Source organism: Nocardia sp. NPDC019395 (assembly GCF_040632335.1).
GTDB lineage: Bacteria > Actinomycetota > Actinomycetes > Mycobacteriales > Mycobacteriaceae > Nocardia.
In genome coordinates, this window is sequence record NZ_JBEYBT010000006.1 from 191,211 (window position 1) to 207,625 (window position 16,415).

Sequence of the window (16,415 nt, forward strand, 5' to 3'; positions counted from 1 at the left end):
CGTGGATGCAGTTTGACTCTCCTGTAAGGGGAGACAGGAAGGTACTCGTATGGACGACGAGACGCTCTTCACTATCGGGGCACTGGCTACGCGGACCGGTCTCACGGTCAAGACGATCCGGTTCTACTCCGATAAGGGGATCGTCCCGGCGACCAGTTACAGCCCGGCCGGCTACCGCCTCTACGACACGCGTGCGCTGGCACGTCTGGAGTTGGTCCGCACACTGCGCGAACTGGATATCGATCTGGCGACCGTGCGGCGCATCCTGGCCCGCGAGACCTCATTGAGTGAGGTGGCGGCGGCGCACGCGGACGCGCTCGATGTGCAGATCCGGACGCTGCGGTTGCGGCGTGCGGTGTTACGGGCGGTGGCCGAACGGGACTCGAACCCACAGGAGATGGATCTGATGCACAAATTGGTGAACCTGTCGGAGGCCGAACGGCACCGCCTCATCCATGATTTCGTCGACGGCACTTTCGGCGGTGTCGAGGCCAACCCCGCTGTCGTGGAGTTGCTGCGGTCGAGCATGCCGGACCTGCCCGGGGAGCCCACCACCGAGCAGGTCCGGGCTTGGATGGAACTCGTGGAACTGGTGCGGGACGACGACTTCCGGGCGGCGGTGCGCCGGATGGCCGAATATCAGGCGAAGGAGCGGGCCGAAGGCGACACCACGGGTCTGCACCATGAGCTCACCGAGGCCGTGCGCGAAGAGGTGAGCCGGGCGCTGGCGGCCGGGATCGCACCGGAATCGGCGGCGGCGCAGCCGGTGATCGCGGGGCTGACCAGGCAGTATGCCGAGACTTTCGGTAAGGAGGACGGCCGTCCGCTGCGACGCTGGATTCTCGAACGTCTGGAGGTCGCCGATGACCCCCGGGTCACCCGGTACTGGCAGCTGGTGGGAACCATCAACGGCTGGCCCCCGCTTCCCGACCTGGAACCGGTGTTCAGTTGGTTCGGCCTCGCGTTACGTGCGTCGCTGGTGACCGAGCGCTGAACTCGACCGTGTCACGCGGTGGCGCGCAGGTACTTTCGTGCCCAGTCGGCGAAGCGGGTGAGCGGGAGGCCGAGATCCCTGGCGTACTGCGGGCGGCCCGGCTGGCCGGCCACGTTCAGCCATTCGTGTCCGGCGCCCATATCCGGCATTCCGGCGGCGCGTGCCTGTTCCTCGGTCATATCCGGTGCGGGGAGTCGCGTACCGAGCGCATCGGAGAGGACCGCGGCGATTTCCGTCATCGATAGGTAGTCGCTGGCCAGTTCCAGCTCTACTCTGTCGAAACGCTCCGGGTCGGCGATGGCCGCGGCGGCCGCGCTGCCGATATCGTCCACGGCGGCCAGCGACAGCCAGGTCTCGGGGTGCAGCACACTCACCAGGCCGCCTGCGATTCCGCGGGGGAAGAGAAATGCCATGGACGGCAGGAAGTTCTCCATGAAGAAGCCCGGTTTGAGCAGGGTCCAGTGCCGAAAACCGGCCGCGCGGACGTAGTCCTGGATCGCGCTCTTGGCGCCGAGCGTGGGTTCCATCGAGGTCCAGCGGCCTTCGGCCCAGCCGGGGGTTTCGGTGTGCTGCCCGGCGCCGGAGACCGATGTGTGCACGAACTGCGGCACCCCGGCGGTCTTCGCGCCGTCGACGAGGTTGACGCCCTGGGTTACTTCTCCTTCGAAATCGAAGCCGGTGGCCGTCATACCCGGCATCTGCACGGAGAAGACGGCGCGTACGCCCTCGGCCGCCCGGGTCACGGAATCCCGGTCGTGCAGATCGCCGGTGACCAGTTCGGCACCGAGCGCCTCCACCGCCTTCGCCCGGTCGGTCGCCGGGTCGCGGACCAGGGCACGGACGGGCACTCCTGCCGCGAGCAGGGCGCGGGCGGTGGCGCCGCCCTGTCTGCCGGTGGCGCCGGTGACCAGTACGGGTGCGGAATCTGTGGACATGCTGCTCCTGAGGTCCGGACGAATAAATGGCGGGGCCCGCCGTTTATATTCCGGTACGATACGGCGGGGCCCGCCACTTAGCAACCCTGGAGATGACGCAATGCCCGAAAGTCAGCGCGCCGACGCCCGGCGCAACTACGCGCGCATCCTCGCCGTGGCCGAGGAGGAGGTCGCCGCCCACGGTGCCGACGCCTCCCTGGAACAGATAGCCCGCACCGCGGGCGTGGGCTCGGCCACCGTGCGCCGGCATTTCCCCACCCGGCAGGCATTGCTGGAGGCGGTCTCCCAGCATCGGATCGAGGCCCTGCGCGTCCGCGCCCGCGACCTGTCCGGTGAGAGCGACAGCCGAAAGGCGCTCCTGGACTGGCTGAGCGATGTTGTCGACTACTGCGTATCCGCCCGGGGACTGGCGGCCGCGCTGTCCTACGACGACTCCGGTTCCGATCCGGTACACGAGAACGCCTGCTCGGCCAGGCTGTACGACGCGGCGGACCCTTTGCTGGACCGCGCGATACGCGACGGCGTGGTGGCGAAAGACGTCACTGTCGCCGAACTGATCACGCTGATCGTCGGCATCGCCCTGGCCACGGAACACGGCGCCGATGCCGCGACCCGTGCCGACCGGCTCTTCCGGCTGGCGGTCGCGGGACTGAGCCCGCAGATCTGAGCGAGGAGCGGGCCTTGCGGGCCCCGGCGGGGGACTCTGCCGCCGCGCCTCCCACGGCTTCCGGGATGCCGCGTTAGCATCCAAGATCGGCGGAGATATTCGCAAGCCCCAGCAGATCGTCGGCTCACGAAAGCAGGTCGATGAAAACCATTCTTGCGCAGCTCGTTCGAATCGTCTTGCTAGCCGTATGCCTGGGCCTCGGCACCGCCGGGGTCGCCCGAGCCGACCCGGTGGCGCCGAACCCCGTGCTGGTGATCGGTGGATTCGATGCCGACCTCGGGATCATGGAGAAGCTGCGGGAGGCGCTGGCCGACGACGGGCATGCGGCCTATTCCATGGTTCTTCTCAGCGTGCCGTCCCTCTCGGGTTCGCCGACCGGTTCCGCTCCGATCGCCGAATCGGCGGGAGCGGTCGCCGACACCGTGGCAACCATCCGGCAGGAGACCGGAGCCGCCCGGGTCGATCTGGTCGGCCATTCGATGGGTGGGCTCGCCGCACGGCACTACGTCAAGTTCCTGAACGGCCTCGAATCGGTGGGGACCTACGTCGATATCGGCACGCCGAATTCCGGCCAGATCCTCGGCGATCTGTGTGGCTTGTTCTGGCCCGGATGCGGCGATATCGCACCCGGTTCGGAGTTCCTGCGGGAACTCAACCAACCGCCCGCGGTGCCGCTCGGTCTTCCCGCCTACCACCTGTTCTCGGAAAACGAGGGTCCCGAACGCAGGCCGCTGCCAGGCGCGTTCAACGCGAGTGTTCAGCAGTTCTGCCCGGGTCGTCACGTGATACACCGTGACGAGCCCCGCGACCGCGCATTCCAGCAACTGATCGCCTCCGCGCTGCGCGGGGGCCCGCTCGCCACGACCTGTCCGTAGCGGTTCGCGCTACGCCTGCGGAGCCGAACCGCCCACCGGGACCCGTTCGATCGTCGCGAGCCAGCCCGGTGCGCCGGTGTCGTGGAACCTCGTCCCGACCCGCTCCGGTTCGATGGACTCGATCCGCCAACCGGTACCGGGCCCGAAGGCGGTGTCCAACTCGTCGCGGCGGACGGGGTGCGGGCCCGGGTCGGGTCCGGTATCGCTGAAGCACAGCACATAGAGGGTTGCCCCGGGTTCGGTCACCGCAGCCAGGCCCGCCACGTACTCGGAACGCTCGCCCGCATCCAAAGTGTGGAACAGTCCGCTGTCGAGCACGGTGTCGAACCGGCGCTCCAAACGTTCCAGGTGGAGGGCGTCGGCCGTTGCGAACTCCGCCTCGATACCGCGCTCGGCAGCAGTCTCGCGCGCGGTCGCCAGCGCGGTTTCGGCGACGTCCACGCCGAGCACCGGTAGACCCTGAGCGGCGATGAGCAGCGTGTTCTCGCCGGTCCCGCATCCCGCGTCCAGTACCGCTCCGCTGAATCCGCCGGCGGCGACCACGCGCTCCACCGCTGGCTGTGGTCCGCCGAGATCCCAGGGTGCGGGACCGTCGTGGTACGACGCGTCCCAGGGCCGCCCGGCCATACGTTCGTGGCTGGTCGGGGTCCGGCCGTCGAATGGATCGTCGGTTGTCGGTCCCGATCTATCCGGCACCTGCGTCACTTCCTGTCGGTTTCGCTGAGATCAGAATTCGAGTGCGGACCAGTCGATTGCGATCGGGAAAGGGAAGCTGATCCGAATCCCTGTGCTATCGGCTCGCGTCCATTCGCCGGCCATCAGGTAATTGGCCGGATGAAGTGGCCGTACACCCGGCGGCAGTTCACCAGGTCTTGTTTCCAGTGCGTACGCGCGGATTGTCGCGATTGCGCTTTCCTCACGCGCGAGGGTGATCTCCCAATACCAGGGGATCCCGGCTCCTGCGTAGCGGGCCTTCTTGGACTCCATATCCGATTGCGTGTTCGACGGCGACAACACCTCGCCGACCAGAAGGGTGTCGGCAGCACGAATGTCTTGGTAAGGCGAGCCCAGACACCGGTGCACCAGGAAATCCGGTGTCAAGAAGTCGATCTTACCGTTCTCCCCGAGGAAGACATTCGTCTCGGTGGTGACCCGCCAGCACTGGTCGGGTGTCGTCCGGTTGACCTCGCGGGTGTGCTGTTCGAGCGCCGCCCACAGCCGGTTGGTGAAAACCTGGTGTTCTGCCGGACCCCGGCGGACCCATACGACACGGCCGTCCCAGAGCTCGATCTGCGCGGCGATCTCCTCGGGGAGCTGCTCGAGTTCCTCCCAAGTCATGTACTCGGGCAGTTCGGGCCGGTCGACGCGCGGCAGGGACATACCGCCATCGTAGGCGTCGAAGGGGCGGGGGCACCGGATACCTGGAAAGCGCGTGGCCGGCTACCTTCGGTGAGGTCGCCGGCCACGCTACGTACGGAATCACCTACTCGGCGTAGGTGAGCACCACATCTCCCAGCACCGGGGCGTTCTCGCGTTCCACGGCCGTAGCGCTGACGGTCAACCGGCCCGGTTCCTGCCAGATCCGCGACCGCAGCGTTTCGCCGGGGAACAGCACGCCCGCGAACCGCGCCTTGAACCCGGTGACCCGTTTCGCCGCCGACTCCAGCACCGTATCGGTGGCGGTTTTGCAGACGATCCCGTATGTGCACAGCCCGTGCAGGATCGGCGCGGGAAAGCCCGCGCCCTTGGCGAACTCGGGATCGGAATGCAGCGGGTTGCGATCACCGCAGAGGCGGTAGAGCAGCGCCTGCTGCGGCAGGGTCGCGGTGGTGACATCGAAATCCGGTTCCCGGTCGGGGAGTTCGGCTTTACTGCTGGGACCGCGTTCACCGCCGAATCCGCCTTCACCACGGGCGAAGATCGAGGACCGTTCGGTCCACAGCGCTTCCCCGTCGGAGCCGGTGATGGTGAATTCCTGCACGATCACCGCGTTCGAACCCTTGTCCCAGAGTTCGCTGATCCGGCCCGTACGGGTCGCTTTACCCGAGGCGGGCAGCGGCCGGTGCACCTGGATCTCCTGTGCTCCGTGCACCACCTTTGCCAGGTCGATATCGACGCCGGGGAACTTCACCTTCGGTGGCTCGGTATCACGCAGGGTGTGCGCGACGGTGGCGAAGGTGGGCAGGACCTGCGGCTCCCGGTCGTCGAGGTAGCGCAGTTCGGCGGGGTCGGTCCAGCGGTGGCCCGCGCCGATACCGAGGTGGTAGAGCGCGATATCGGACGCGTTCCAGGAGAATTCCTTGCTCGGCAGTTCCGCACCGAGCGCGACTTGTGGATCGATGGGCATAACTTCTCTCCTCGCCTCAGGCGGCGGACCCGGTCTTCTTACGTTCGATGATGTCGTGGACCGCCAGATAGCCGAAAGCGATCGCCGGGCCGATGGTGGCGCCGGGGCCGGCGTAGGTGTGGCCCATCACCGGAGTGGAGACATTGCCGGAGGCGTAGAGACCGTCGATCGGGCTGCCGTCTTCGCGGAGCACGCGGGCGGCGGTATCGGCGACCAGTCCGCCCTTGGTGCCCAGGTCGCCGGGCACCATCTTGGCCGCGTAGAACGGGCCCTGTACCAGGGCGGCGAGGCAGGGGTTGGGTTTGACGGTCGGGTCGCCGTAGTAGCGGTCATACTGGCTGTCGCCGCGGTGGTAGTCCTCGTCTTTGCCGGTTTCGGCGAACGAGTTGAACCGTTCGACGGTGGCGGCGAGCTTATCGGCGGGGACCCCGATCTTCTCGGCCAGCTCCTGCAGAGTGGCGGCCTTGACGATGAGATCGTTCTCCATCCAGCGGGAGGGGAACTTCAGGCCCGGCTGCAGGCTGGCGAACATATAGCGGTTCCGGTAGCGCTGGTCGAACACGAGCCAGGTGGGGATGTTCTCACCGGGCCCCTCGCCCTGCCCGTACTCGCCGCCGTACATGGTGTGCACGGCTTCGACGTAGGGAGCGGATTCGTTCCCGAACCGCTCACCCTGCGGATTGATCATGATCGAACCGGGCAGGTTGCGCTCGGACAGGGCGAACCAGGGCTTACCGCCCTTGAAGATGGTCGGGCCCCACCACGCGTCTTCCATGAATCCGATAGCCGCACCCGCGTCCATACCGGCGACGATGCCATCACCGGTATTGGTGGCCGCACCGGTTGTCCACTCAGTGGTGATCGGCTCCCGCTGGTACTTCGAGCGCATCTCGGCATTGTGTTCGAATCCGCCGCTGCCGAGTACCACGCCGTGGCGGGCGGTGAAGCGAACTGTCTCGCCGTTATGAGTGGCCTCAACTCCGGTGACCTTGCCGTCTTCGATAATTAGCTTGGTCATCGGGGTGTCGAGCAACAGGGGCACATTCGCGTCCATGAGCCCCTTGCGCATTCCGGCGATGATCGCCTGGCCCATCACCATCAGATGCTTGTTCGTGAACTTGGCCCAGTAGGTTCGTGCGCCGACCCGCAGGGCCCGCAGCATGCCCTTCGGATGGCGGCGGATCAGATTCAGGCGGACGAAGTCGGCCTGGGTGACCGCCACGTTCAGCGGAGCCTTGGAGTAGGGCGGATGGATATTGAACCGCTCTTCGCCGAGGATTTTGGCGTTGAAGGGTTTCGGCTCACAGGAACGTCCGCCGGCCCGGCCGCCGGGAGCTTCGGGGTAGTAGTCGGAGTACCCCTTTACCCAGGTCATCTTCAGGGGAGAGTGTGCGAGGACGAAGTCCATGGCTTCGGCGCCGCGGTCGATATAGGTGTCGATGCGCTCGGCGGGCACCACGTCGCCGATGATGCTGTGCAGATACCTGCGGGCTTCCTCGCGGTCGTCGGGACCACCCGACTCGCGCAGCGCCTTGTTGCCGGGGATCCATACCCCGCCGCCGGAGCGTGCGGTGGATCCGCCGTAGTACGGCGCCTTCTCCAGGAGCACCACACTCAGCCCGTTGTGCGCGGCGGTGAGGGCGGCGGTCATCCCGGCGGCGCCGCTGCCGACCACCACCACATCGTATTCCCGATCGTTCATGTAGAACACGTTATAGAATGAGGGCGCTGTTGGTCTATGTTGTGTGGCAGAAGACTTGCCGACGGCTGAGAAACTCGTTTCAGTTTCCGATGGAGTTGGATAGATGGCGCAGGATTGGGACCAGACCGCGGACGTGGTGGTCGTCGGCTACGGAGCGGCCGGAGCCGCGACGGCTCTACAGGCCACCGAGGACGGTGCCGAGGTCCTCGTCCTGGACCGGTTCACCGGTGGGGGAGCGACATCGCTGTCCGGTGGCATCATCTACGCGGGTGGCGGGACCTGGGTGCAGCGCGCGGGCGGTGTCGAGGACACCTCGGAGCTGATGCTGGCCTATCTGGAGCGCGAGGTCGGCGACGCGGTCTCCCCGGCCACGCTGCGCCGGTTCGTCGAGGGCAGCCCGGCCATGATCGACTGGCTGACCGGGCACGGTGTGCCGTTCGAGGCATCGCTGTGCCCGTACAAAACCTCCTACCCGAACAACGACTACTACCTCTACTACTCCGGTAGCGAGATCTCCGGAGCCTTCGCCGATATCACCCCGCGGCAGCGCGGCCACCGCGTCAAGGGGTGGGGCACCTCGGGTAAGAAGCTGTTCGCGCCGCTGGCTCGCTCGGCGGAGAACAAGGGTGTACGGGTCGAATCCCTGACCACGGCCACCGCGCTTGTCACCGACGACACCGGCGCGGTGGTCGGCGTCGAATGCCGCACCCTGCGCGACGCGCCCGCCCGGGTCCGTACGCGCTATACGCGGATGGCCGCGGTCGCCGCCAAACCGGGTATCTACTACCCGCCCCTGCGCCGTGCCCTGGAAAAGCAGCTCGCCCGCCTCGACCGGCGATACGGCACCACCATCCGGGTGCTGGCCCGGCGCGGTGTGGTGCTGACCGCGGGCGGGTTCATCGCCAACCGGGAAATGCTGCACGCCTACGCCCCCGCGTACAAGAACGGGCTCGCACTGGGCAGTTCCGGCGACGACGGCAGCGGTATCGAGCTCGGCCGCGGTGTCGGGGCCGCCACCGACCGGATGGGAAACGTCTCGGCCTGGCGGTTCCTGCTGCCGCCGAGTTCATTCGCCGGAGCGCTGCTCGTCGACGGAAAAGGGCAGCGGGTCATCGACGAGACGCGCTACGGTGCCGCGGTCGGTGACGCACTCATCAACCGGCACGACGGTACCGGCTGGCTGCTCGCCGACGACGCATTGATGCGCACCGCTCTTTCGCAGATCGGACCGCAGGCCGCCTGGTTCCAGCGGATGCAGTTCGAGGTCATGCGGCGCAAGGCCAAACGCGGCAAGACCCTGGACGCGGTGGCCGCCGCCGCGGGTATCGACCCCGTCGGACTGCGGGAAACGGTGGCGGCGCACAACAGCGCCTACGCCACCGGCGCACCGGATCCGGTGGGTAAACCCGCCGAATATGTCCGCCCGGTCGGTGCCGGGCCGTACTGGTTGCTGGACGTCTCGATCAAGCCCAGCCTGACCAACCCGTGCCCGATGTTCACCGTCGGCGGCTTGAAGGTCGACGAGGACACGGGTGCGGTCAAGGACGCCGCCGGCGGAAACATTCCGGGCCTGTACGCCGCCGGCCGGACGGCCGCTGGGATCTGCGTGAACTCCTACGTCAGTGGCCTTTCGCTGTCGGACTGTATTTTCTCCGGCCGCCGGGCGGGCCGGAGCGCGGCGGGTGAACAGCCCGTCGTCGAGGGTTCCACCGGCCGCACTGCCGTTCGAGGAGGCCGGGCGGAAGACGTCTGATCTGCATGAAACGGCTTGGGCGCGGCCGGTGAGGTTGTCGAGTCGGTCCGGGCAGCACCGGCGGCGAAACGATGGAGCGCTACCGGTCTCAGGAGGGATTGTCGGTCGGCAGGATTTCGAAGTAGCTGTGCCTGTCCAGTGGCGATAAACGTCGGAAGTCGCTCTCGTCCAGGGTGAAGATTCGGTTTGTTTCGTACCGCGCAGCCAGAACGACGCCGAGGGCGTCCGCGAGATCGAGTTCCATAGCGGCGTACTTGTCCCGTATATCTGCGGCTTGGGTGAAATCGTCCAAGCCGAGAGGGGCGAACTCGTCGTACGATTTGGTCACTCTGTCGACCAGCGCTCGGAGTGCGGCTTGCGCGATGGAGAAGTTGTTGGTGCGGGCGCGGATCAAGTGGTCGAGTTCCGTCATGACCAGCGGGGAGTAAATGAAGTCCCGGCCTGCGGTGTTGAAGAATTCCGCGCACCGCTCGTGGTCGGGGTCGCGGCGCGCGAAGACTGCCATCAGGGCCGACGTGTCCGCGACGATGATCATCGCTTGCCTGCCCGGCGCTGCATGGATTCGACCATGGTTCGCTTCTGCTCCGGAAGGTCCATCGGTTCCATGTCGAAAGTTGGCAGTGGCGGTGGTCCTTCCTGGCGCTTGACGTATTCCTCGACAGCTTCCGCGATGATCTCTGACCGTGATCGGTGCATTTTGTGTCGCAGCCGTTCGAGGCGATTCAAGGTGGTCGCCGTAAGCGACACACTCACTTGGCGCGTAGTCATGTATACATGATAAATGACCCGAGGCCTGTTGTGCAGGAGCACGGCCGACGCCGGCTCGGGCGCCCGTCGTCGGTGCCGAGAGCTGATGCTTCAGCGGCTCCGGCTTGCCGATACCGGCGAAGGGGTCGGCAAGTGCGGCGTCGATCTGCCTGTTCGCCCGGCCTCCGCGAGAGTCGGGTAGTCGATGTAGCCTTCTGGGCCGCCCACGTACATCAGGTGAGTGTCACGTATCTCGTTCAGGGGAGCGCCGATACTGAGGCGCTGCACCAGGTCCGGGTTGGCCAGGAAGGCGCGTCCCAGGGCGATGAGGTCGGCTCCGGCGGCCAGCAGGCGTTCGGCCTCCCGCACGATGGTGCCGGGGTCGCGGGTATCGCCCGATTTCGCTGGATTGGTTATCAGAATGCCGGGCCAGATCTCCCGGAGCCGCCGCAGAAGTGGATCGCCGGGATCGATTTGGACGATATGCAGGTAGGCGAGGTTCGAGTCGGCGAGCGCGGTGACAAGTGCCGGATAGATGACCGCGGTATCGTCTTCTTCGATCCCGTTGGCCGGGTTCGCGGGCGAAATACGCAGCCCGACCCGCTCGGGCCCGATGGCCGCGGCCACCGCCTCGACGACTTCGACAGTGAAACGGATCCGGTTCTCGACCGAACCGCCGTAGGCATCGGTACGCCGGTTGGTGTTCGGGGCCAGGAACTGATGCAGTAAGTAGCCGTTCGCGCTGTGCACCTCCACCCCGGCGAAACCGGCGGCGACAGCGTTGCGTGCGGCGGCAACGAAATCGTCTACGGTCGAGTGGATCTCGTCGATTGTCAGTTCCCTGGGGATGACAGCCTCTTGACGACCGGTCGGTGTGTGGATCGTTTCGGGTAGTGGGACCGGCGACGGGGCAACCGGCACCAGGCCGCTGTTATCGGGATGGCCGACCCGGCCGCCGTGCTGGAGCTGCAGGAACATATGACCCCCGGCCCCGTGCACAGCGTCGGTGACGCGCCGCCAGCCTCGGATGTGCTCGGCGCGGTGGATGCCGGGAATGTTGGCGTACGTCTGGCCCACTTGGTTCGGGGTGGCGGCCTCGGCAATGATCAGCCCCGCGCCTGCTCGCTGGGTGTAGTAGGTCGTCATCAGGTTCGACGGGGTGCCGTCGGCTTCGGCCCGGTTACGGGTCAGCGGTGCCATGACCAGGCGGTTCGACAGTTCGAGGTCGCCGAGGTGGGCCGGGGTGAATAGAACGCCGGTTGCTGTGGTTGTCATGGCGGTACGGTAAGACCTGACATTGATGTGAGTTTCAAGTCCCAGGGCGGAACTGCGAGGTGAGTATGCGGATCGGGGAGCTGGCGCAGCGTACGGGTGTCAGTGAACGATCACTGCGCTACTACGAGGAGCAGCGGATGCTTATCGCTGACCGGACGCCGGGCGGACACCGTGACTACCCGGAACAGGCGGTGGACCGGGTGATTCATATCCAGGAGTTGTTCGCGGCCGGGTTGTGCAGCAAGAAGATCGCGCAGATTCTGCCCTGTATGCGGGATACCGACGGCGGCGGGAACGAATCGGCGACACCCGAGCTGGTCGGTGAGCTGGAGGTAGAGCGTGATCGGATCAACCGGATGATCGCCGACCTTCTCCGCTCCCGTGAGGTGCTGGACGAGGTGATCGAACGAGCCGGTTCGGGATTCGCCGCCACGCGAGTGTGAGTCCGGAATCCGAACCCCGGGCTCTCGAACTGGCCGACGGGCGCACCTGTCGTGTCCGAGTGGGCGGTGCGTGGGGCGGTCGGTCCGATGGCACGGTCGGCGCCTACCGTCCGGTGCGGTCTCGATCGCCACTGGGCTGTATATCCATCGTGATATCATCGACATACGACCTGATATCCCGGAGGTGGTTTTGTGGCCAGGACCGTGATCGATCTCGACGATGAACTGCTGGCCGAGGTTTCCAAAGCGCTCGGGACCGGCACAAAGAAAGAAACAGTCAATGCCGCGCTCCGCGATGTTCTCGAAACACGCCGGCGGGCATTGGCGTTGACTCGGCTACAGGACGCGGCGGCTGCGGGCGCGGTCGATCTGGAGTTGTTCGCGGACAAGCGGAACTATCGGCGGTGAGTGCCGCCGAGTTTCTGATCGACACCAGTGCGCTGGTACCCCTCGTTCGTCGGGACCCGGAGACTGCGAGCTGGTTCGGCGCCGCCGCGGCCGGGCTTTTAGCGGTATGTCCCATCGTCGAACTCGAGTTCTTCTTCGGTGCCCGGTCCACAGCCGACCGGGAGCGGTTGATCGCGGATATGCGCACACTGTTCGGCTGGGAGCCCGTCGATGACCGGGCCTACACCCGGGCCTGGGAGGTGCAGAGCCTGCTGACGGCTCGCGGCGAACACCGCAGTGCCGGTCCGGTGGATCTCGTGGTCGCCGCCACGGCTGAATTGCGCGGACTGACGCTGTTGCACCGCGACCGGGATTTCGAATGTGTGGTCGCGGTTACCGGGCAGCCGCATCAGTGGATCGGCCGGAACCGCTGACACCGCCCAGCGACTTCAGGCCGTCTGGCTAGAGCCAGGTGTCCAGCGTGGTGGTGGTGAGGAAGTGGTCCAGGTCGGCGCGCCACGGGGCCGGGGTGGTCTTCTCCGGTTCGATGGCGGTGTATTGGCCGCGGTAGAACAGCAGGGGGCGGCCGTTCGTGGTCGCGGCGGTTTCGGTCATACCCTCGACGCGGCCGATGACTATGTAGTGGTCGCCGCCGTCCACCACCCGGTCCACCGAGCATTCGATGGTGGCCAAGGAATTGTCGAGCCGTGGGAGCCCGAGTTCTGAAGTGTGCCAGTCGGTTCCGCCGAACTTATCGGGTTCGCGGGAGCCGAACTTCGCGCAGACGGATTGCTGTTCCTCGGCGAGCACGTTCACACAGAAGCGACCGTTGTCCTCGATGGCCGCCCAGGAACGGGAGCCTTTGGTCGGGCAGAACAGGACCAGCGGTGGGTCGAGGGAGAGCGCGGCGAAGGACTGGCAGGCGAAGCCGATCGGGGTGTTCTCGCCGGTGAAGGTGGTGATGACCGTGATACCGGTGCAGAACTGCCCCAGGATATTGCGGAACTGCCGCGGGTCGATGGTGGGCTGATCGGCCGCTGCTTCGGTCGCGCCGTCCGCCGGGTCCGCTGGTGCCGTCACGTTCATACCGTCCTCGCCTCGTACCTGGTACTGCCGGCGTGCGGAGCGCCGGATATCAGCCGTGCCCGGTGCGAGTATCGCACCGGGCACGGCCGGAGATCACTTGAAACCCACCGAGAAATCGTGGCCCCACAGGCTCACCGCGGTGGATTCCCGGGCTGTCCATTTCTCGTCTTCGACTTCCAGTCCCTCGCAGCCGAATTCGACATCGAAACCGCCCGGGGTCTTCATATAGAACGACAGCATCTTGTCGTTGATATGGCGGCCGAGGGTGGCCGACATCTTCACCTTCTTGCGCATCGCCCGGTCCAGGCACAGGCCGACATCGTCGGAGTTCTCCACCTCGACCATGAGGTGCACGATCCCGGTCGGGTTGGGCAGCGGCATGAACGCCAGCGCGTGATGGCGGGGGTTGCAGCCGTAGAACCGCAGCCAGGCCGGATCCCCGTCGGACGGCCGCCCCACCAGCTCGGGCGGCAACCGCATCGAATCACGCAGCCGGAATCCCAGTACGTCCTGGTAGAACGCCTGCGCCGCGGCGTCGTCGGTGCAGGTCAGCACCACATGCCCCAGGCCCTGTTCGGCGGTGACGAATTTGTGGCCGTAGGGGCTGACGAACCGGCGGCCGAGGTACTGCGCACCGTAGAACGCTTCGAGGGTGTTCTCGGAGGGATCCCGGAACCGGATCATGCCCTCGACGCGGCGCTCCGCGAGCTCCTCCTTGGTGCCTTCCTCGAAGCTCACACCGGCCTTGTCCAGCGCCTCCCGCAGCCGTTGCAGCGCCGGCCCGTCGGTGACCTCCCAGCCGGAGACCAGCAGGCGGTCCGAATCGCCCGGCTCGATCACCAGACGTGCGGCGAAATCGTCCATCCGCAGGTAGAGCGCGTCGGGGTTCGCGCCGTCGCCCTCCATCATGCCGAGCACCTTCAGCCCGAACTCGCGCCACGCCGCCATATCGGTGGCTTGGATGCGCATATATCCGAGTGCCTTGATACTCATCGCTACTTCTCCTTGACGCCGCTCAGGAAATCGGTTGCCAGCCGGTTGAACTCGGCGAACTTTTCCAGCTGCGCCCAGTGCCCGCAACCGCCGAAGACGTGCAGCTGAGCCCGCGGGATGTTCTTCAGCGCCACCAGGGCCCCGTCCAGCGGGTTAACCCGGTCTTCGCGGCCCCAGATCAGCAGAACCGGCTGGCGGAGCTTATAAGCGTCGCGCCAGAGCATGCCCTTTTCGAAATCTGCGCTCGCGAAGGATTTGCCCATGGCACGCGTGGCGGCCAGCGCTTCGGGAGTGCTGGCGGAGGCGAACCGTTCGTCGATCAATTCCTCGGTGACCAGGGATTGATCGAACACCATGATCCGCAGGAACGCCTCGAGGTTCTCCCGGGTCGGTTCCATATTGAATTTGCCGAGCAGTTTGACGCCCTCGGTGGGGTCGGGGGCGAACAGGTTGCTGCTCAACCCGCCGGGACCCATCAGGATCAGTTTCCCGGCGCGGTCGGGGTAGTCGAGTGCGAACCGCACCGCGGCGCCGCCGCCGAGCGAATTGCCCAGCAGGTGGACGCGGCCGGTGATCTCCAGGGTGTCCAGCAGGTCTTTCAGCGCCGAGGAGCTGTGCACGAAGTACTGCGGATGCTCGGTCGGCTTATCGGACTGCCCGTAGCCGGGCTGGTCCACCGCGATCACATGGAAATCGCGGGCCAGCACCGGGATATTGCGGGAGAAATTCGACCACGACGAGGCGCCGGGCCCGCCGCCGTGCAGCAGCACGATGGTGGGACCGTTACCGACGCCGGCCTCGTGATAGTGCAGTTTCAGATCCGGCCGGACCTGCGCGAACTTCGAGGTCGACTCGTGGGTGAGTTCGGCGGTCGAGGTCATCACACCATCCCGTCGGAAACCGGGAGTCCGAACTCGTGCGTGCCGTACATGACGTAGGCCCGCTCGGGATCGTTGGAGGCGTGCACCCGGCCGGCGTGCGCGTCACGCCAGAAGCGCTGCAGCGGGGTGCCGTTGACCAGGGCGGTGGCGCCGGAGCTCTCGAACAGTTTGTCGATCGAGGCGATGGCCCGGCCGGTGGCGCGGACCTGATCGCGCCGGGCGCGGACCCGCAGGTCGAACGGGATCTCCTTACCCTCCAGCAGCAGCGCGTACTCGTCGGCGACATTGCCCGACAGCTGCCGCCACGCGGCATCGATATCGCTGGACGCCTCGGCGATCCGCACCTTGGTGAACGGATCTTCCTTGGCCTTCTCGCCCGCGTAGGCCGCGCGCAGCCGCTTGCCCTGGTGCTCGACATGCGCTTCGTAGGCGCCGTAGGCCATACCGACGATCGGCGCCGAGATGGTGGTGGGGTGGATGGTGCCCCACGGCATCTTGTACACCGGATCGGTGTTGCGCTCCAGACCGGGCGACTTCAGGTCGTTCATGGTCTTGTAGCTCAGGAAGCGGTGCGTGGGGACGAACACATCCTTGACCACGAGGGTGTTCGACCCGGTGCCGCGCAGTCCGACTACGTTCCAGACATCGTCGATCTCGTATTCCGACCGCGGAATCAGGAAGCTGCCGAAATCGACCGGCTTGCCGTTCTTGATCACCGGGCCGCCGACGAAGGTCCAGTCGGCATGTCCCGAGCCCGACGACCAGGCCCACGAGCCACTGACCATGTAACCGCCGTCGACCACGGTCCCCGCGCCCATCGGCGCATAAGAGGACGAGATCCGCACATCGGTGTTCTCGCCCCATACCTCTTCCTGGGCCTCCTGGCCGAAGAGGGCGATATGCCAGTTGTGCACGCCGATGATTCCGGCGACCCAGCCGGTGGAACCGCAGGCGCTGGCGATCTTGCGGACGGTGTCGTAGAAGACGACCGGGTCGGCGGCGTGGCCGCCCCACTGCTTCGGCTGCAGCAGCCGGAAGAACCCGGCTTCCTGCAGGTCCTTGATGGACTCGTCGGGGATCTGCCGAAGATCTTCGGCTTCCTGTGCGCGGGCGCGCAGCGTGGGCAATAGCGCTTCGACCCGTTCGGTCACTTCTCGCGTCATCTCCGGCCCTGCTCCTGCCTGGTTGTTTTGCTAACCGGTAGTTATCTGCTCAACGCAGAATTTACTTCTGAGACTAGAACAGGTTCTCGTTCATGTCGAGAACCGGTGTCTGTGTGCTGCGAATATGGGACATGTGCTGGATGTGGTGCGAATCGCTGGCGTTCGGG

19 protein-coding genes are annotated in these 16,415 nt (G+C 66.2%); 7 read left to right on the plus strand and 12 right to left on the minus strand.

The genetic code is table 11. From position 1 onward, the window contains the following. Positions 1-49 precede the first annotated feature (49 nt). Entirely contained in the window at positions 50-994 is a 945-nt protein-coding gene (locus ABZ827_RS17960) for a MerR family transcriptional regulator (RefSeq protein ID WP_357237888.1), read from the plus strand. An 11-nt stretch (positions 995-1,005) separates the two neighbouring features. Here ABZ827_RS17960 and ABZ827_RS17965 read toward each other — a convergent pair whose 3' ends face one another. After that, positions 1,006-1,929: an NmrA family NAD(P)-binding protein gene (locus tag ABZ827_RS17965; RefSeq protein ID WP_357237889.1), complete on the minus strand. Its 924-nt coding sequence runs from the start codon at positions 1,927-1,929 to the stop codon at positions 1,006-1,008. Between the two features lie 100 nt (positions 1,930-2,029). Here ABZ827_RS17965 and ABZ827_RS17970 point away from each other — a divergent pair, with 100 nt between their 5' ends. Both ABZ827_RS17970 and ABZ827_RS17975 read left to right on the plus strand, forming a co-directional pair. Next, positions 2,030-2,596: a helix-turn-helix domain-containing protein gene (locus ABZ827_RS17970; RefSeq protein WP_357237890.1), complete on the plus strand. Its 567-nt coding sequence runs from the start codon at positions 2,030-2,032 to the stop codon at positions 2,594-2,596. A gap of 140 nt (positions 2,597-2,736) precedes the next feature. Beyond that, on the plus strand, positions 2,737-3,471 hold the full coding sequence (locus ABZ827_RS17975; RefSeq protein WP_357237891.1) for an alpha/beta fold hydrolase: 735 nt from the start codon (positions 2,737-2,739) through the stop codon (positions 3,469-3,471). A gap of 9 nt (positions 3,472-3,480) precedes the next feature. Here the strand turns inward: ABZ827_RS17975 and ABZ827_RS17980 are convergent, their stop codons facing one another. The 4 genes from ABZ827_RS17980 to kstD all read right to left on the minus strand — a co-directional run bounded on the left by ABZ827_RS17980 (position 3,481) and on the right by kstD (position 7,529). After that, positions 3,481-4,167 carry a class I SAM-dependent methyltransferase gene (locus tag ABZ827_RS17980; RefSeq protein WP_357237892.1) on the minus strand — a complete coding sequence of 229 codons (687 nt, stop codon included), beginning with the start codon at positions 4,165-4,167 and terminating at the stop codon, positions 3,481-3,483. A 30-nt stretch (positions 4,168-4,197) separates the two neighbouring features. Then, positions 4,198-4,851 (minus strand): Uma2 family endonuclease, encoded by a 654-nt coding sequence (locus ABZ827_RS17985; RefSeq protein WP_357237893.1) that lies wholly within the window; start codon positions 4,849-4,851, stop codon positions 4,198-4,200. Positions 4,852-4,954: 103 nt separating this feature from the next. Then, on the minus strand, positions 4,955-5,818 hold the full coding sequence (locus ABZ827_RS17990) for a MaoC/PaaZ C-terminal domain-containing protein (RefSeq protein ID WP_357237894.1): 864 nt from the start codon (positions 5,816-5,818) through the stop codon (positions 4,955-4,957). A 16-nt stretch (positions 5,819-5,834) separates the two neighbouring features. Further along, positions 5,835-7,529, minus strand: a complete 1,695-nt coding sequence (kstD, locus tag ABZ827_RS17995; RefSeq protein WP_357237895.1) for a 3-oxosteroid 1-dehydrogenase — start codon at positions 7,527-7,529, stop codon at positions 5,835-5,837. Positions 7,530-7,623: 94 nt separating this feature from the next. Here kstD and ABZ827_RS18000 point away from each other — a divergent pair, with 94 nt between their 5' ends. Beyond that, complete coding sequence (locus ABZ827_RS18000) at positions 7,624-9,273, plus strand: FAD-binding protein (RefSeq protein ID WP_357237896.1); 1,650 nt, start codon at positions 7,624-7,626, stop codon at positions 9,271-9,273. Positions 9,274-9,361: 88 nt separating this feature from the next. Here ABZ827_RS18000 and ABZ827_RS18005 read toward each other — a convergent pair whose 3' ends face one another. From ABZ827_RS18005 to ABZ827_RS18015, 3 genes are all read right to left on the minus strand, one after another. After that, entirely contained in the window at positions 9,362-9,808 is a 447-nt protein-coding gene (locus tag ABZ827_RS18005; protein WP_357237897.1) for a PIN domain-containing protein, read from the minus strand. After that, on the minus strand, positions 9,805-10,041 hold the full coding sequence (locus ABZ827_RS18010) for a ribbon-helix-helix protein, CopG family (RefSeq protein WP_357237898.1): 237 nt from the start codon (positions 10,039-10,041) through the stop codon (positions 9,805-9,807). The genes ABZ827_RS18005 and ABZ827_RS18010 overlap by 4 nt, the downstream gene beginning before the upstream one ends. 90 nt (positions 10,042-10,131) lie before the next feature. Then, on the minus strand, positions 10,132-11,295 hold the full coding sequence (locus ABZ827_RS18015) for an alkene reductase (RefSeq protein WP_357237899.1): 1,164 nt from the start codon (positions 11,293-11,295) through the stop codon (positions 10,132-10,134). Positions 11,296-11,360: 65 nt separating this feature from the next. Between ABZ827_RS18015 and ABZ827_RS18020 the strand changes: the two genes are divergently transcribed. From ABZ827_RS18020 to ABZ827_RS18030, 3 genes are all read left to right on the plus strand, one after another. Next, the gene (locus tag ABZ827_RS18020; protein WP_357238004.1) at positions 11,361-11,738 is read left to right on the plus strand and encodes a MerR family transcriptional regulator; all 378 of its coding nucleotides are present in this window, start codon (positions 11,361-11,363) and stop codon (positions 11,736-11,738) included. Positions 11,739-11,930: 192 nt separating this feature from the next. Then, complete coding sequence (locus tag ABZ827_RS18025; RefSeq protein ID WP_357237900.1) at positions 11,931-12,146, plus strand: type II toxin-antitoxin system VapB family antitoxin; 216 nt, start codon at positions 11,931-11,933, stop codon at positions 12,144-12,146. Then, a complete protein-coding gene (locus ABZ827_RS18030; protein WP_357237901.1) occupies positions 12,143-12,559 on the plus strand; it encodes a PIN domain nuclease in 417 nt (138 codons plus the stop codon). Before ABZ827_RS18025 ends, ABZ827_RS18030 begins: the two co-directional genes overlap by 4 nt. Before the next feature lie 28 nt (positions 12,560-12,587). Here ABZ827_RS18030 and hsaB read toward each other — a convergent pair whose 3' ends face one another. From hsaB to hsaA, 4 genes are all read right to left on the minus strand, one after another. Further along, positions 12,588-13,205 carry a 3-hydroxy-9,10-secoandrosta-1,3,5(10)-triene-9,17-dione monooxygenase reductase subunit gene (gene hsaB, locus ABZ827_RS18035; protein ID WP_357237902.1) on the minus strand — a complete coding sequence of 206 codons (618 nt, stop codon included), beginning with the start codon at positions 13,203-13,205 and terminating at the stop codon, positions 12,588-12,590. A 99-nt stretch (positions 13,206-13,304) separates the two neighbouring features. Then, a complete protein-coding gene (gene hsaC / locus ABZ827_RS18040; RefSeq protein WP_357237903.1) occupies positions 13,305-14,204 on the minus strand; it encodes an iron-dependent extradiol dioxygenase HsaC in 900 nt (299 codons plus the stop codon). Between the two features lie 2 nt (positions 14,205-14,206). Then, on the minus strand, positions 14,207-15,085 hold the full coding sequence (hsaD, locus tag ABZ827_RS18045; protein ID WP_357237904.1) for a 4,5:9,10-diseco-3-hydroxy-5,9,17-trioxoandrosta-1(10),2-diene-4-oate hydrolase: 879 nt from the start codon (positions 15,083-15,085) through the stop codon (positions 14,207-14,209). After that, on the minus strand, positions 15,085-16,248 hold the full coding sequence (hsaA, locus tag ABZ827_RS18050; protein ID WP_357237905.1) for a 3-hydroxy-9,10-secoandrosta-1,3,5(10)-triene-9,17-dione monooxygenase oxygenase subunit: 1,164 nt from the start codon (positions 16,246-16,248) through the stop codon (positions 15,085-15,087). Before hsaA ends, hsaD begins: the two co-directional genes overlap by 1 nt. Between the last annotated feature and the right edge of the window lie 167 nt (positions 16,249-16,415).

What these genes read in the sequence shown, in the direction of transcription:
- ABZ827_RS18020 (WP_357238004.1), top strand. Translation starts at nt 11,361, where the DNA reads ATGCGGATCGGGGAGCTGGCGCAGCGTACGGGTGTCAGTGAACGATCA.
- hsaC (WP_357237903.1), bottom strand. Translation starts at nt 14,204, where the DNA reads ATGAGTATCAAGGCACTCGGATATATGCGCATCCAAGCCACCGATATG.
- ABZ827_RS17985 (WP_357237893.1), bottom strand. Translation starts at nt 4,851, where the DNA reads ATGTCCCTGCCGCGCGTCGACCGGCCCGAACTGCCCGAGTACATGACT.
- ABZ827_RS17970 (WP_357237890.1), top strand. Translation starts at nt 2,030, where the DNA reads ATGCCCGAAAGTCAGCGCGCCGACGCCCGGCGCAACTACGCGCGCATC.
- ABZ827_RS18010 (WP_357237898.1), bottom strand. Translation starts at nt 10,041, where the DNA reads ATGACTACGCGCCAAGTGAGTGTGTCGCTTACGGCGACCACCTTGAAT.
- ABZ827_RS17960 (WP_357237888.1), top strand. Translation starts at nt 50, where the DNA reads ATGGACGACGAGACGCTCTTCACTATCGGGGCACTGGCTACGCGGACC.
- ABZ827_RS18000 (WP_357237896.1), top strand. Translation starts at nt 7,624, where the DNA reads ATGGCGCAGGATTGGGACCAGACCGCGGACGTGGTGGTCGTCGGCTAC.
- hsaD (WP_357237904.1), bottom strand. Translation starts at nt 15,085, where the DNA reads ATGACCTCGACCGCCGAACTCACCCACGAGTCGACCTCGAAGTTCGCG.
- ABZ827_RS17990 (WP_357237894.1), bottom strand. Translation starts at nt 5,818, where the DNA reads ATGCCCATCGATCCACAAGTCGCGCTCGGTGCGGAACTGCCGAGCAAG.
- ABZ827_RS18015 (WP_357237899.1), bottom strand. Translation starts at nt 11,295, where the DNA reads ATGACAACCACAGCAACCGGCGTTCTATTCACCCCGGCCCACCTCGGC.
- hsaA (WP_357237905.1), bottom strand. Translation starts at nt 16,248, where the DNA reads ATGACGCGAGAAGTGACCGAACGGGTCGAAGCGCTATTGCCCACGCTG.
- ABZ827_RS17975 (WP_357237891.1), top strand. Translation starts at nt 2,737, where the DNA reads ATGAAAACCATTCTTGCGCAGCTCGTTCGAATCGTCTTGCTAGCCGTA.
- ABZ827_RS17965 (WP_357237889.1), bottom strand. Translation starts at nt 1,929, where the DNA reads ATGTCCACAGATTCCGCACCCGTACTGGTCACCGGCGCCACCGGCAGA.
- ABZ827_RS18005 (WP_357237897.1), bottom strand. Translation starts at nt 9,808, where the DNA reads ATGATCATCGTCGCGGACACGTCGGCCCTGATGGCAGTCTTCGCGCGC.